This window comes from Paenibacillus tabacirhizosphaerae (assembly GCF_040812395.1).
Classification (GTDB): domain Bacteria; phylum Bacillota; class Bacilli; order Paenibacillales; family NBRC-103111; genus Paenibacillus_E.
Window position 1 is genome coordinate 25,865 of record NZ_JBFNXH010000019.1, and the last position, 14,192, is coordinate 40,056.

Here is a 14,192-nt window from a genome sequence, read left to right on the forward strand (position 1 = left end):
CATTTGTCAAGCTCCTTCATGTACAGGGTTCCAGCCGCCCTCGCCCGCAAGAACACGATCCGCCTTGAATGCCTCGCTTTCTTCGCGTGTCAATTGTTTCGACCATGTCACACCACGTTCCCGGAGGCAGACTCAACCCTAATAACGATGAGGAAAAAGAAAAGAAGCTCCGCAATTGGAGCCCCTTCACAAATCACCCGACCCTCGTGCCCCCAATTACCAGGTAATAAACGGCTTCGATCCAACTCCCGGATGCATGATCATATCCGCAAGCGGTATGGTGTAGGCAATCAAAATCAAAGCAATCGACAAGCCAATCCATATGCGCCAGCGATCCAAATAGGCTGGTGTCGCTTCCGCTTGTTCCATCGCTTCACCGATTGGATACTCCGTTATGCCTTTCGGCGCTCTAAGCAGAGCGAACACATTGTACACCATTAACAGTACGCCGACGAAAAGTATCGTGCCCCCTATAGCCATAAACATATAATAAGGCACCCATCCTGCCGCATCCGCGTGTCCTTCATAATTCGTGAAGGCTGTTCTTCGCGGTGCGCCGAATAGTCCGACCAGATGCATGGCCCCTGACATGAAGAACATGCCAACACACCAGATGACCGTTTGGAGAATGCCCAATTTGTGCATGCGCGCCGTGAGTACACGACCGGTTACGGCAGGCAGCAGCCAGTACGTAATTCCAAAAAACGTAAGTGCCACGCTCGTCGCCACAGTCAAATGAAAGTGCCCGGTGACCCACAACGTGTTGTGGATGACGGCATTCATTTGATTGCTCGCATTGATGAGTCCGCCGGCGCCAGCCGGAATGAAGATCAGCATGCCCATGAAAGGCGCAAAAAAACGGACATCTTTCCACGGCATAACCTTTACCCAGCCGAACAGTCCTGTAGCTCCCTTTGCCCGGCCGTTCAGCTCAAACGTCGCAAACAAGGAGAATGCCGTCATGAGCGATGGAATGACAACCATGAAGGTCAAGACGACCTGCAAATACTTCCAAAAAGCGCTGATGCCCGGCTCCATCAATTGATGATGAAAGCCGACTGGAATCGAAAAAAGCAGCAGCAGAATGAACGATAATCGGGCGAGCGCATCACTGTAAATTTTGCCGCCAATGATTTTGGGAATAATGACATACCAGCAAATATAAGCAGGCATAAGCCAGAAGTACACGAGCGGATGACCGAAATACCAGAACAGTGTGCGGCTCAGCATCACGTTAATCGTCTCCACCCACCCGAACGACCAGGGGATAAGCTGTATGAGCACTTCGGCAGCCACGCCGATTGTCGCGATTTGCCACATCAGGAACGTAACGACGGACATGAAAGCAAATAGAGGAGACAACTTCCCTTGGTGCGTCTTTTTCCAATATTTATATTGATAAAATACCCCCCAGCCGCCAATCCAGCTTCCAACCACTAGGAGCGCTAACCCAATATAGAAATAAGGCGACGCCTTGAGGGGCGCATAAAAGGTATACAGCACACTGGCTTTCCCGGCCAAAACCATCACGACGCCAAGTGCTGTGCCCACCGTCATCAGCGCGAAGCCCAACCACCCCATTCGGTTGACAATAGGAAGCAATTTTCCCCCTAATGTGTAAGAAACCCCGGAGTATAAAAACCCAATAATGAAATAAGTCGTAAATACAATCGCCATCAAAACGCCATGCGCCGTTAACAGTTCATAATAACCGATACCGTAAGGCAGCTTGATCGTGCCGCTCTTTACCATCGTTTGCAGCAAACCTGCGATACCGCCAATAAGCAAGGCAATGAAAGCGACAATGATATGGGCAACGACGAGCTTGCCATCCTTGAGATCGAACTTGAGATCGTGCCCCTCTTGTCGTCCTGACTTCATGCAGACTTCCACCTTTCTGAGAACCCTTCGCTATTTTACGATGATGGTTGTTTTCATATATTCGTGCGCACCGCCGCAATATTCATTGCAAAGAATGAGATATTCGCCCGGCTTCGTAAACGTATGGCTCACATGGCTGACTTCCCCTGGAACCAGCATCATATTAATGTTGGTTCCAGGGATTTCAAACCCGTGCACAACATCTTGGCTCGTGACGACAAATTCGATGGTGGCTCCAACGGGAACCTCCATTTTATCCGGCGCATAACCAAAGGTGAATGCCGTCATCACCGCCTCGTATTCATTTTCACCTGTCTTCCGCAGGCCAGGCTTGTCGAAAGGAGCTGTCTCTTGGACCTTTGCCGGATCAATCTGATGATGGTGCTCGCTTGGCGGTTTTACGCCCATGGCAAATGCGGAAACGCCCAGCACGCCAAGAAAAATAAATAATGTCGCGATACCGATCGTCAACCAAAGCTTTTCAAGCCTATGAATATGCATGCTTTAACCCACCTTTATCATTGTCTCTATTGCCGAACCAGGAAGAGGACAAATACCGCCACCCAGCTTATGACCAGAAAAGCGCCCAACAGCATGACTGCCGCGAATGTCCCCTTCAGCGCAGGTTCCTTGTCATCCTTTTGCTTCATATGAAGTACCACCTCCTGCTTGCGTTTGGCGATATAGCGCCACTAGCGTAATTTAGGCTTCAAATGAAATTTATCCATGATTTTGTCCATCCATTTATGGAGATAGGGAAGAATCAGATGGTCGACACCGAATTTGCCAGCGTTTGCGCCAGCAGCAATGATCAGGAATCCAAGCAACACGAGCCATGGGTTGGTGCTAACCGTACCGGCGAACATATACATGAAATTCATGAGTAAGCCAAAGAAAATCGCCGTCGTTGTCAATGCTCCAATCAGAAGACCCAGCCCCACTAACATTTCTCCCCATGGAACCAGGATGTTGAATGCCCCTACATGGGGGAGCGCAACATGTTTCAGGAATGCCAGATAGTTGCCATAAACCGCATGGGTCGTGCCAGTTTCGACAACCGGCTTAGCAATCGCATTCGTTAAATATCCAGCGGCATCAAATGCTTTTTCACCCGTAATTTTGTGCCATCCGGCTGTCATCCATTCCCACCCAACATATACCCGAATGATCGTCAGTAACATGGCAGCGTAACGGTTTTCCCTTAACCATTTCATCATCTGATCCATCTCCTTTCGTTTCTGACTTTAGTTTAGCTCCAAAAAATAAGTGCGTATGTGAAAAAAGTCACACATAAAAAATCAAATAGACAGGAATCGTCACGAATTTGAAATATTTACTTTTATAAAATTGTTGTCAAAAGCTGTAGAATATGAGTAAGATTAAATCCGATTGTTAGTAGACGTTGTCTATTGCATATTGCATTCTCATATGTGAAAAATATTACAACCTCATGGGAAACGACGTCTTGCATATTCTTCACACAATCGCGACTATACTTACTAATTTGCCAATGTAAAGGAGGACGAACTCAGATGTCACAAACACCTGCTGTTCAAGAAGTAGCGGCTACCCTTGCTGCTGAACCGAAATCGTTAGACGTGCTCGACCAATTGCTGAAGCCTGAGGTGCAACAATCCTTAACTGTATTGGTGGACAACCTGCCTAAATTAGCGGAAATGGTTACACTATTAACCAAAGCCTATGATTTCGCGCAAGGCGTTGCAACCGATAAAGTATTAATTAATGATTTTGCACAAGGCATCGGCGAATTTGTTAAACCTGTGCAAGAAAAAGCAAAAGACATCGCTTCGGCTGCGATTGAAGCTGGCGAACGTTCACAAGCTCAAGCCGGTTCTACAATCGGCCTTTTTGCGATGCTCAAAATGTTGAAAGACCCGGAAGTCCAAAAAACTCTTCGTTTTGCTCAATCATTTTTGAATGTTTTGGCTGAACGTAAACAATAATAAGAGATAGGGGAGCTTGAGATGTCGAAAAAAATTGTTATTCTTGGCGGGGGCTATGGCGGTCTGTTGGCCGCATTGACAGCTCGCAAACATTTGTCGGCTGCGGAAGCGAGCATTACGATTATCAATCGCTATGATACGCACCAAATTATTACGGAATTGCACCGTCTAGCTGGCGGCACCATTAAGGAGAAAGCCGTAGCGCTTCCTCTACAAAAGCTGCTTGGCGACAAAGACGTGAATATCGTCGTCGATACGATTAAAGAAATTAAACCAAACGACAAACAAGTCGTTCTAAATAGCGGTTCTGTTCATACGTATGACGCTCTTGTCGTTGCTCTGGGCAGCGAAACGAACTACTTCGGCATTCCTGGCCTCGAAGAGAACTCCTTCGTGCTGAAATCAGCCTCTGATGCTAACCGCATTCGCGAGCATGTCGAAGCGCGTCTTGATGCATATAAAGCATCCGGCAATAAAGCCGATGCAACGATCGTCGTTGGTGGCGGCGGCTTGACCGGCGTTGAGCTTGTTGGCGAATTCGCAGATAAACTGCCTGAAGTTTGCCGCAGCAAAGGGATCGATTTCTCCGATATTTCTATATATTGCGTAGAAGCCGGCCCAGCCATTCTCCCTATTTTCCCTAAAGTTCTGATCGAACGCGCGGTATCAAGCCTTGAGAAACGTGGCATTACGTTCCTTACTGGCGTTGCGATTACTGAAGCTACGAAGAACACAGTTTCGCTCAAAAGCGGACAAACCATCGAGTCCAACACCATCATCTGGACTGGCGGCGTGAAAGGCAACCCTGTTGTCGGAAGCTGTGGAATCGCAGAAGACCGCGGCCGCGCTACCGTTACTTCAACGCTGCAATCCACATCGCACGCTGATATTTTCCTTGCAGGCGATTGCGCCGTTGTGTTCCCGGAAGGCGGAGACCGTCCTTATCCTCCAACCGCTCAATTGGCTTGGCAAATGGGTGAAACCGTCGGTTACAACCTGTCCGTTCAATTGAAAGGCGGCGTTATGGACAAATTCGTGCCTGTTTTCTCCGGAACGCTCGGCAGCCTGGGCCGCAAAGACGGTATTGGTACAATCGGCGGCAACAGCACGCAGCTTAAAGGCTTACCGGCTTCCCTGATGAAAGAAGCAAGTAACATTCGTTACCTCTCCCATATACATGGCCTTTTCGCATTGGCATACTAGATACAAATCATGAATATAAAAAGGATGTTCCTCAGCCTATTCCGGCTTAGGGGACATCCTTTTTTGATTAGAGGAATTCCTTCTATCCTATTGAATTAATAGTTAGGGGATCTATTTTACAGAATGCTTAAAGGAAAAAGGTGGTTTATATCCAGAAATTGATCATCATTTCGCATCTTGATGAGATCGATCGTGCTTTGTTTGAAAGAGTCTTGGCCTGCCTGCCGCACAACAAACAAGAGAAAATCCGCAAATATCGCCGGGAATCGGATCAATTAAGGACTTTACTGGGAGAAATCACAGTGCGGACCTATATCATGCAAACCTTGCACCAAGCTGATAAAGATATCGAGTTTAAGACAGGTCCATATGGCAAACCTTATTTGGCTGGCCCATTCAATCTCCATTATAATGTCTCCCACTCCGGGAAGTGGGTCGCTTGTCTCTTCGATTCCTATCCTGTTGGCATCGATGTGGAAGAAATAAGCGCTATCGATCTAGCAATCGCCAAGAGTTACTTTGCAAAGAATGAATATGAAGATTTGATGCGCCAGCCGCAGCATGAACGTATCTCTTACTTTTTCGATCTCTGGACCTTAAAAGAAAGTTTTATCAAAGCCGTAGGTAAAGGTCTTTCCATTCCCCTTGATTCCTTCTCGTTCACGAAAGCGGATGGAGGCTACCGCTTCACGAGCGCGGATTACCCGGAAGATCAATATTTCTATCAGCATTACGCTATCGATCCAAATTACAAGTTAGCGGCATGTTCCATGCATAAGCACTTCGCAGCCGCTCCAACACAGCTCACAGGCACAGAAGCATGCCTAACTTATTTGATGCTGAACGGTGGATAAACCTTATTTACTTTTATCATAAGTTGTGATACTCTAATTTCGATACATATAGAAACAACAAAAAAACAATTCCAGCAAAGGTGAGATCGCAATGGTTGAGGAAAAAGCAGACGTACGGCAAGCCGTCAAAGTATATAAAGCGCTCGGAGAACCAACCCGGCTTAAAATCGCTCTGTTGCTTACCGACGAGAGTCATTTGTGCTGTTCTGCCATTGCAGGCAAGCTGGAATCCATTGCAGGCTCAACCTTGTCGCACCATCTGAAGCAATTGACCGACTGCGGTCTGCTGGACCTCCGCAAAGACGGAACATACATTTACTACAGCGTAAACCGCGATATCGCTCAAAAGTATGCCCCCTACCTGTTGGAATAATTTTTTTGTTTTATTTCTATATTTTTAGAAATATAAAATATAAAATTTTGGAAGGAGCTGTGCATGAATGTCGAACACATGGAAAATATACATGTTGGCCATCGTCAGTTTTTTGGTAGGAACATCGGAGTTTATCATTGCAGGAATATTAGATAAGGTCGCCGAGGATATCGGGGTTTCAGTTGCCGCGGCAGGTCAGCTCATCACTGTTTTCTCGCTCGCTTACGCTTTCGGCACCCCCTTCCTGATGGCGGCTACGGCACGCGTAGAGCGGCGTAAGCTGATGCTGTACGCACTCAGCCTTTTCGTCATCGGGAACGTCGCCGCCGTCGTGTTGTCCGGTTTTGAATCGCTCATCGCTTCGCGCATCATTCTAGCTTTAAGCTCCGGCGTTTTTGTTGTTACAGCCTTAACGGTAGCATCCAAACTAGCTTCCCCGGGTAAACAGGGAAGCGCCATTGCGACACTTATCATGGGCTTCAGCACTGCTCTCATCGTGGGTGTCCCCCTTGGGCGGATCGTTGCTTCCTCCTATGAGTGGAAGACGATATTCGGAGGAATCGGTGTGCTCGGATTCGTCGCCATCTTTCTGGTTGCGTTTGCGATTCCGCGAACGGACGGGGAGGAACCCGTGCCGCTTCTCAAGCAATTAGCGCTGCTGAAGGAACCGAGAATCGTCGTTGCTTTATCCATCACTTTTTTCTGGATTGTCGGATATTCCACCGTGTATACGTATATATCGCCATTTCTGCTTAGCGTTACGGGCATGAATGAACAAATAGTAAGCATAGCTTTGTTCGCTTTCGGTATTGCCAGCTTGATCGGCTCCAAATTCGGAGGCTTTAGCACAGATAAATGGGGCGTTCCCCGCACCTTGATCGGTGGCATGCTGCTCCATGCGGTTGCGCTTATCGCCATTTCGTTAGCGGCGCACTCTCCTGCTGTCGTGTTCCCTCTGCTCTTGCTCTGGTCCATGTCAGCCTGGTCATCCGGCCCTACCCAGCAATTTTATTTAATTTCGCTTGCTCCAGAAGCTTCCGGCATCATGCTTAGCCTAAACAGTTCGGCGATACAGCTTGCCATGGCCGCAGGTGCGGGAATTGGCGGCATCGTCATTCAGCAAGCGTCACTGGCAGCCATCAGTTGGATCGGAGCAGCGGCTGTCGTTATCGCGGCAGGTATTGCTGCCGCTTCTCTCGGACAGTCGCGTTCGCGCCGCTCCCTCCGGCAGACAGAAGAAACCATTTTGCACAAAGCAGAAGCTCTTAACACCAGGAACCCCGTGTGAGTACCGCTCTCAGCTCATCATGCAAAGCCCGATATACCGTCTGATCAAGATGGCTATCGGGCTATTTTTACGCGTGTATTTGCTGATGCGAAGCACTGTTTTTGGATAACCGCATAGCCATTAATGCTGCAAATAAGCAGACGAAGCCAGCGCTCATAAAAGCAAGTGAGTACGATCCCATCCACTCCCTTACTACTCCTGCCCCATAAGCGGCTGCTGAAGCGCCCATTTGGTGAGACACAACGATCCAGCCGAATATCATCCCCGCTTGTTCTTTGCCAAATTCTTTCGATGCCAGTTTAACGGTTGGCGGTACGGTAGCAATCCAATCAAGGCCATAAAACACGGAAAAAATCAGCAATGACGTTGGACTTGAATCGAGCGCATACGGCAAGAACAGTAAGGAAAGACCGCGAAGGCCATAATACCAGAACAGCAGCCATCGGCTGTCGAACCGATCTGAGAGCCAGCCCGAAAGGGTTGTGCCTACAAGATCGAACATCCCCATCAAAGCGAGCAGTCCCGCTGCCATCACTTCAGGAATTCCATAATCACCGCAGGCGGGAATCAGGTGCGTGCCGATTAACCCATTTGTCGAGAAACCGCAGAAGAAAAATGTTCCCGCCAGCAGCCAAAAAGCTTTATTGGTTAACGCCGATCGAAGTGTACGCAGCGGTGTCCAAAAGATGCTCCCCTTAAACAAAGCAGGTCGCACAAGCTCGTCGGATCCATAAGCCGCAGCACCGATATCAAAGGGATGATTTCGCATCCAAATGGCAACAATGATAAGCAGAACAACAATAAATGCCACTGCTGTATAAATCGCAGATCGCCAGCCGACTTCTACCGTAATTTTGGCCAGCAAAGGCAGGAATAACAATTGCCCGGTAGCCGCACTCGCTGTAAGCAATCCTACGACGAGTCCTTTTCGCTTCACGAACCAATGATTGGAAACCGTAACGCCCAGCACGTTCGCCATCATTCCTGTCCCGAGCCCTGCCACAAGCCCCCATAAAATTTCAAACTGCCACAGGTGCTTCATTTGAGGGGTTATCAGCAAGCTTACAGCCAGGACAGCGAGCGACACTACCATGACTCTGCGAATACCGAACTTCGCCAGCAGCGCGGCCGAGAATGGCCCTACTAATCCATATAAAAATATACCCATCGATATAACGCCGGATATCCCGCCGCGATTCCATCCGAATTCTTTTTCAAACGGAAGCATGAAGATGCTCGGCATAGAACGGATTCCCGCCGATACCAGCAGAGTTACAAAGGTAATGAGGACAACCACCCATCCATAAAAAACTTTTGATGATTTCACATCTGTATTCATTTGATCTCCACCCTTCAACGCCATTTTAGCCATTGTTGTTATTGCTTGCCTAGGCAGTTTGCCGTGAAAAACAAGCAATTGTTGATGCTTTCAACCCATGCACATCTTCCAATTTTGTATGTACAACAAATATAATTCCCCGACTAAATATTGTCAATAAAAAGTAAATCAGGACTTTTCTTATTTTGCCCACTTGTATAGTCGGATTAAATCTGTTAACATGACTTTCAACAGCCATATACGCCCAATGGTCCACCAAAGGCTCCCTTGCTGCCCGTGTAATCACCGGTAGTTTTGCGGAGCTTTTTTGTTTGTATTCCGTCATCCATAAGCCAATTGTAAAGGGTGTTGAAATTGAACGCACAACCTCGACAGCTTCACTTAAACCTCTTTCTTGTCAGTATGGGGCACCACGAGGCGGCTTGGCGGCATCCAAGCTCAGATCTTAGCGGTGTCCACGAATTTGCACACTATCAGCAACTGGCAAGGAAAGCAGAAGCTGCTAACCTGGATTCATTATTCATTGCAGACCGCTATGCGAACTCGCCAACAGCCGTTCAATATGGCGCACTTGGCGGTTTCGAACCAATCTCGCTCCTGTCCGCCCTTGCTGTTGTTACGAAGCGAATAGGCCTTATTGCCACCGTTTCAACAAGTTTCAACGAACCGTTTCATGTCGCCCGCATGTTCGCTTCACTGGATCACCTGAGCCATGGCCGGGCAGGCTGGAATATCATTACTTCAGGCACTGACAGCGAAGCCCAGAACTTTAGCCATGATCGAATAAGCCAGCATCATGAAAGGTATGAGCGTGCGAAGGAATTTGTAGAAGTCACAACCAAGCTGTGGGACAGCTGGGAAGATGACGCCTTGATTCTTGACCAGTCATCGGGAATCTATGCCGACAAAAACAAAGTGCATGAGTTGCATCACAGAGGAAAGTACTTCTCCGTACGCGGACCGCTGAATACAGCACGCTCGCCGCAAGGACGTCCTATCCTTGTGCAAGCAGGCTCTTCCGAGGATGGGCGTGATTTTGCCGCCCAGAGTGCGGAAGCGATTTTTACCGCACAGCAAACGCTAGAAGATGCACAGGCCTTTTACGCAGATGTAAAGAGGCGTGTGCTCCTGAACGGGCGGGATCCGGCGCATGTAAAAATATTGCCCGGCATCTGCCCTGTTATCGGAGCAACCGAGGCCGAAGCGAAAGCGAAGGAAGCCGAGCTCCATGAGCTGACCAATCCGGTCTACAGCCTGATGCAGCTCTCCAACCGGATAGGATTCGACCTTACCGGCTATCCGCTCGATGGCCCGCTGCCCACATTGCCTGACACGAATCAGATTGCCGGCCATCAAAGCCGTACACAATTGATCAAAGAGCTGGCCGACCGAGAACAATTAACGATCAGGCAGTTGCTCCTGAAATTAGCAGGTGGACGCGGGCATAAAACCATCGCCGGTACGCCGAAGCAAATCGCGGATGAGCTGGAAGCATGGTTTACCGGCAAAGCTGCCGATGGCTTTAATATTATGCCGCAGCTTATGAACGGCGGGCTGGATGACTTTCTTGAGCTGATCGTGCCTGAGCTTCAGCGGCGAGGATTGTTCCGCACAGCGTATACAGGTTCAACGCTGCGCGATCATTATGGGCTGCCCATGCCCGCGAACTCATTTGCGAAGGCGAAGCTGTATCATTAAGCAGTGCTGGATTAGTGTAGGGAACATGCAATACCAAAAGGGCCTGAGGCTGTGCATGTGCCACTGAAAAACTAATGTTTTGAAAAAATCAAGAATTTAGGAGGATCAAAAATGTCTCCCTAAATACGAAACGAGCCTTAGAAGCGATTCTATAGGCTCGTTTTTTCTAATATTTTATTATTTTTAGAAGAGCGGACTTTTTCAGTGGCCCCGGCTGAGCCTCAGGTCCTTTTCTAAAAGGCATGGGGAGGGAATTGGGTGTTCCGGTTACATTTCGCCTTCGCAAGAAACGTGTAACAGCCGCCATGCGGAAGCGACACAACGCGCCCGAGGAGAGGAGGTACTTCCAGACCTCCCATGCCCCATGCACAGCGATTTCGACGGAACAACGATGCCTTATTCCACGGCAACGTCCCTTTTCTCCCCCTGAAGCGGAACTAGGGTGCGTTAAATGAGCGAAAATATACCAAGAGTCCAGCATTTCTTGCTCATAACGCACGGTAGTTCCGCGAAACGTCCCTACGACCGAAAATACCGCCTCATAACGCACCTACGTTCCGCTCACCCGTGCCAATAGACGATCTCTCGCAGATCGAGGCGGTATTTCAATACGCCAAACCGCTGTCGCACTTCCGGATCTTCTACGTCTATCCTGTCAAATGCTCATACGACACGATGCGTGCGAAATCTCCGCTCTGCGAGCTCGTCACACACATAGCTGACGACATATACTTTCTGACGTATTAGAACGGGTATCCCTAATATTTTAGTTCTGTAAATGGTTTAAACATGCTGGCTTTTGTCCAAAAGATCCTGAGGCTCTGCTTCAGGTCTTTTATTTTTTGCACGATCTGTGGTGGGCAAATTACCCTTGCCCGGCCTAGACGGTGAATTTAGCGGAACTATGATCGATGTAATCATCGCCGTAATGAAACAACAAAGGAAGGCCTCCCGTATGCACAAAAACGACTGCATCATACCCGCTCAGCTCGCCTGCACGTCCTTTGGCAATTAATGCTGCCATCGCTTTCCCCGTATAAACGGGATCGAGAAATATGCCTTCCGCTTGAGCCGTGATGCGGATCGCCTCGTTACCCTCCTCCGTCATTTGGGCATACCCCTTACCGACAAAACGGTCTTCGAGCCAGATCTTCTCTGAACGTATCGAAGTTCCAGAACCTATTAACCGAAGTGCATCGTTCACAAGCTTGACCGTCTTCGCCCGTTTAAGGTCCGAAAAGCCGCTGATGCTCACTCCCAGAATATCAATGTCAAACGGAAATGACGCAAGCAGCGTCCCCGAAATCAATCCGGCAAACGTGCCGCAAGTCCCCGCTGCTACCGCAACAAGCACCCGCCTAACTTTAGGACTCAATTGCTCTAATTGCGATCCGAGCTCCTGCAGCGCGGTTATGTAGCCTACCGTACCCAACGCGTCCGTACCGCCTTCGGGAATAATGAAAGCTTTGCCTCCCGCTTGGGCAATGCCTTCGGCAACTTCCAGCATCTTTTTATTAATAAAATCCTGACCGACTGGGCCGACTGGAGCTTCAACGAAAGTAACGTCCGCTTGCAAGATTTGATCCAATAATAGATTGCCGCTAGTGAAAGGGACGCCTTCCGGACCATTTAAGACCAAATGAACGTTCAAACCGAGCTTTCTGGCGGCCGCAGCAGTCAGGTGTGCATGATTCGATTGGGCGGCGCCAGTCGTAATGATATGTGTCGCTTGTTCCGCTAACGCTTGCGCCAGGTGATACTCCAGTTTCCGCGCTTTATTTCCTCCTGCGCCGAGTCCTGATAAATCTTCGCGCTTCACAAGCACTCTGCTGCCCAATAGCTCAGACAGACGCTTTGCCTCCTGCAAAGGGGTAGGCCATTCTCCTAAAGCCACTCGGGGTAACGCTGTTACGTCTTGTGCCATTATCCAATCCTCCTAATGGGATGATGAGGCCGCCTCAACAGGCTGCTTGGTCAGATTCGGCAAGTTCAATTCCTCATCGAATAAGCCGATGCTCAAATAACGCTCCCCCGTGTCCGGCGCGAGCGCGACAACGCGTTTGCCTTTGCCTAGCTTACGGGCGACTTGCAGGGCAGCCCATACGGCGGCTCCTGTCGACGGACCTGCGAGAATGCCTTCCTGACGCGCCAAATCCCTCGATGTTTCCCAAGCGTTCGCATCAGAAATATGAATGATTTCCTCTAAAATCTCTTTGTTCAGCACTTCTGGAAGCATCGGCGGACTAATGCCATAAATGCTGTGCTCCCCTGGCTCTTCTCCTTCGATCACTTTGGAACTTTCAGATTCCACCAGATAAATCTTCACACCCGGCACGACTTCTTTAAGCCGTTCACCAACGCCCGTTATCGTGCCTCCTGTACCGGACGTAGCCACGAAGGCATCGATATGGTCATCGGTTTGCTCCAAAATTTCTTCCGCAGTCGTCTGTCGATGAATAGCTGGATTCGCTGGATTCTCGGCTTGTCTGGCGATAATGCTGTTGGGCGTGTTGCGATGAAGCTCTTCGACACGCTCCTTTACCGCCTCCAGCTCTTCGTCTGCGCCAAACGTAATAATTTGCGCCCCAAACGCGCGCAGCAGATCAAATCTCTCTTTATTATATTTCTCACGGATATAAATAATGGTTTTATAGCCAAGAACAGCTCCGATCGAGGCCAGCCCGATCCCTGTATTGCCGCTGGTAAGCTCAATAATTGTGCCTCCAGGCTGCAAAGTTCCGTCTTTTTCCGCTTGCCGGATAATGCCGTATGCCGTACGATCCTTCACGCTGCCGCCTGGATTAAATGATTCTAACTTCAAATAGATCTCCGCATCCTCTTCGTGAACAAGCTTGTTAATGCGCACCAGCGGAGTTTGGCCGATCAAATCAAGAATACTGTCACTAAGCTTCTTTCTGTCTCCCACAGGATTTCCCTCCTTCAATTTGAGCGCTGGGCACCAGCAGACAAAGCATTTCCATATGAAAAAAATACAGACCTCCTTAGGGGAAACCTGTATCTCAGCTCATTCAATCAACATGGCACCAGGTTTCCACCGTCACAACGAGCGGGACCAAATCTTTGGACATTAATTGGCCTGACTGGATACCGGGATCAGATCTTTCTGATAAGCCAGGACTAGATCCCAATCACCGCTAAATATCGGAATCCGGTAATAACCCACTCGTTCATAAAGCGCAGCGGCCTCAGGCTGCTTCGGTCCTGTTTGCAGCTTAATGCTGCTGTAACCGAATTCGATGGCCAACCGCTCGATTTCGGCCAGGATAGCCTGCGCTACGCCCTTGCGGCGATAATCGGAGCGCGTATACATCCGTTTCACTTCAACTGTGGTTTCGTCAAGCGGCCTTAACGCGCCGCAGCCAACCGGATGACCATCCAGACGAGCGACGACAAACGCTGCACGCGGAACTTCGACATCGGACGGTTTGAAACCTGCTGTTCCGTCGGAGTCATAGAGCGCCGCCAGTTCTACGCTCAACTCCTTGATTAATTGCTCCGATTCTTCACTGCGAATAGGTTCAGGACCTGCAGTTAGGGTTGATCTCATCGGCTTACCACTCCTATCTGACGT

General features: G+C 49.1%; 14 protein-coding genes. 6 read left to right on the forward strand and 8 right to left on the reverse strand.

Annotation, left to right across the window (positions count from 1 at the left end):
* Positions 1–216 precede the first annotated feature (216 nt).
* From ABRS97_RS23945 to ABRS97_RS23960, 4 genes are read right to left on the reverse strand one after another with little or no spacing between them, the layout of a single operon-like run.
* Entirely contained in the window at positions 217–1,881 is a 1,665-nt protein-coding gene (locus tag ABRS97_RS23945) for a cbb3-type cytochrome c oxidase subunit I (RefSeq protein ID WP_367818193.1), read from the reverse strand.
* Between the two features lie 30 nt (positions 1,882–1,911).
* Positions 1,912–2,382: a cytochrome c oxidase subunit II gene (locus ABRS97_RS23950; RefSeq protein WP_367818194.1), complete on the reverse strand. Its 471-nt coding sequence runs from the start codon at positions 2,380–2,382 to the stop codon at positions 1,912–1,914.
* Positions 2,383–2,408: 26 nt separating this feature from the next.
* Positions 2,409–2,531, reverse strand: a complete 123-nt coding sequence (locus ABRS97_RS23955; protein WP_367818196.1) for a cytochrome c oxidase subunit 2A — start codon at positions 2,529–2,531, stop codon at positions 2,409–2,411.
* A 42-nt stretch (positions 2,532–2,573) separates the two neighbouring features.
* Positions 2,574–3,098, reverse strand: coding sequence for a DoxX family protein (locus tag ABRS97_RS23960; protein ID WP_367818197.1), 525 nt, complete (start codon positions 3,096–3,098; stop codon positions 2,574–2,576).
* Positions 3,099–3,413: 315 nt separating this feature from the next.
* Here ABRS97_RS23960 and ABRS97_RS23965 point away from each other — a divergent pair, with 315 nt between their 5' ends.
* From ABRS97_RS23965 to ABRS97_RS23985, 5 genes are all read left to right on the forward strand, one after another.
* Positions 3,414–3,845, forward strand: coding sequence for a DUF1641 domain-containing protein (locus ABRS97_RS23965; protein WP_367818199.1), 432 nt, complete (start codon positions 3,414–3,416; stop codon positions 3,843–3,845).
* A 21-nt stretch (positions 3,846–3,866) separates the two neighbouring features.
* Complete coding sequence (locus tag ABRS97_RS23970; protein WP_367818201.1) at positions 3,867–5,048, forward strand: NAD(P)/FAD-dependent oxidoreductase; 1,182 nt, start codon at positions 3,867–3,869, stop codon at positions 5,046–5,048.
* 158 nt (positions 5,049–5,206) lie between these two features.
* Entirely contained in the window at positions 5,207–5,902 is a 696-nt protein-coding gene (locus tag ABRS97_RS23975; RefSeq protein WP_367818203.1) for a 4'-phosphopantetheinyl transferase family protein, read from the forward strand.
* 91 nt (positions 5,903–5,993) lie between these two features.
* Entirely contained in the window at positions 5,994–6,275 is a 282-nt protein-coding gene (locus ABRS97_RS23980) for an ArsR/SmtB family transcription factor (RefSeq protein ID WP_367818205.1), read from the forward strand.
* A gap of 67 nt (positions 6,276–6,342) precedes the next feature.
* On the forward strand, positions 6,343–7,563 hold the full coding sequence (locus tag ABRS97_RS23985; RefSeq protein WP_367818207.1) for an MFS transporter: 1,221 nt from the start codon (positions 6,343–6,345) through the stop codon (positions 7,561–7,563).
* A 67-nt stretch (positions 7,564–7,630) separates the two neighbouring features.
* On the opposite strand, the gene ABRS97_RS23990 is transcribed toward ABRS97_RS23985, so the two are convergent.
* Positions 7,631–8,902 (reverse strand): MFS transporter, encoded by a 1,272-nt coding sequence (locus tag ABRS97_RS23990; protein WP_367818208.1) that lies wholly within the window; start codon positions 8,900–8,902, stop codon positions 7,631–7,633.
* Between the two features lie 354 nt (positions 8,903–9,256).
* Between ABRS97_RS23990 and ABRS97_RS23995 the strand changes: the two genes are divergently transcribed.
* Positions 9,257–10,600 carry an LLM class flavin-dependent oxidoreductase gene (locus ABRS97_RS23995; protein ID WP_367818210.1) on the forward strand — a complete coding sequence of 448 codons (1,344 nt, stop codon included), beginning with the start codon at positions 9,257–9,259 and terminating at the stop codon, positions 10,598–10,600.
* Between the two features lie 880 nt (positions 10,601–11,480).
* On the opposite strand, the gene ABRS97_RS24000 is transcribed toward ABRS97_RS23995, so the two are convergent.
* From ABRS97_RS24000 to ABRS97_RS24010, 3 genes are all read right to left on the reverse strand, one after another.
* Positions 11,481–12,524, reverse strand: coding sequence for a 1-aminocyclopropane-1-carboxylate deaminase/D-cysteine desulfhydrase (locus ABRS97_RS24000; RefSeq protein ID WP_367818212.1), 1,044 nt, complete (start codon positions 12,522–12,524; stop codon positions 11,481–11,483).
* A gap of 12 nt (positions 12,525–12,536) precedes the next feature.
* On the reverse strand, positions 12,537–13,526 hold the full coding sequence (gene cysK, locus ABRS97_RS24005) for a cysteine synthase A (protein WP_367818214.1): 990 nt from the start codon (positions 13,524–13,526) through the stop codon (positions 12,537–12,539).
* A gap of 162 nt (positions 13,527–13,688) precedes the next feature.
* Positions 13,689–14,168, reverse strand: a complete 480-nt coding sequence (locus ABRS97_RS24010) for a GNAT family N-acetyltransferase (protein ID WP_367818216.1) — start codon at positions 14,166–14,168, stop codon at positions 13,689–13,691.
* Positions 14,169–14,192 lie beyond the last annotated feature (24 nt).

Excerpts from the sequence above, each read along its gene's own strand:
- ABRS97_RS23945 (WP_367818193.1), bottom strand. The coding sequence starts at position 1,881 with ATGAAGTCAGGACGACAAGAGGGGCACGATCTCAAGTTCGATCTCAAG.
- ABRS97_RS23950 (WP_367818194.1), bottom strand. The coding sequence starts at position 2,382 with ATGCATATTCATAGGCTTGAAAAGCTTTGGTTGACGATCGGTATCGCG.
- ABRS97_RS23955 (WP_367818196.1), bottom strand. The coding sequence starts at position 2,531 with ATGAAGCAAAAGGATGACAAGGAACCTGCGCTGAAGGGGACATTCGCG.
- ABRS97_RS23960 (WP_367818197.1), bottom strand. The coding sequence starts at position 3,098 with ATGATGAAATGGTTAAGGGAAAACCGTTACGCTGCCATGTTACTGACG.
- ABRS97_RS23965 (WP_367818199.1), top strand. The coding sequence starts at position 3,414 with ATGTCACAAACACCTGCTGTTCAAGAAGTAGCGGCTACCCTTGCTGCT.
- ABRS97_RS23970 (WP_367818201.1), top strand. The coding sequence starts at position 3,867 with ATGTCGAAAAAAATTGTTATTCTTGGCGGGGGCTATGGCGGTCTGTTG.
- ABRS97_RS23980 (WP_367818205.1), top strand. The coding sequence starts at position 5,994 with ATGGTTGAGGAAAAAGCAGACGTACGGCAAGCCGTCAAAGTATATAAA.
- ABRS97_RS23985 (WP_367818207.1), top strand. The coding sequence starts at position 6,343 with ATGTCGAACACATGGAAAATATACATGTTGGCCATCGTCAGTTTTTTG.
- ABRS97_RS23990 (WP_367818208.1), bottom strand. The coding sequence starts at position 8,902 with ATGAATACAGATGTGAAATCATCAAAAGTTTTTTATGGATGGGTGGTT.
- ABRS97_RS24000 (WP_367818212.1), bottom strand. The coding sequence starts at position 12,524 with ATGGCACAAGACGTAACAGCGTTACCCCGAGTGGCTTTAGGAGAATGG.
- ABRS97_RS24010 (WP_367818216.1), bottom strand. The coding sequence starts at position 14,168 with ATGAGATCAACCCTAACTGCAGGTCCTGAACCTATTCGCAGTGAAGAA.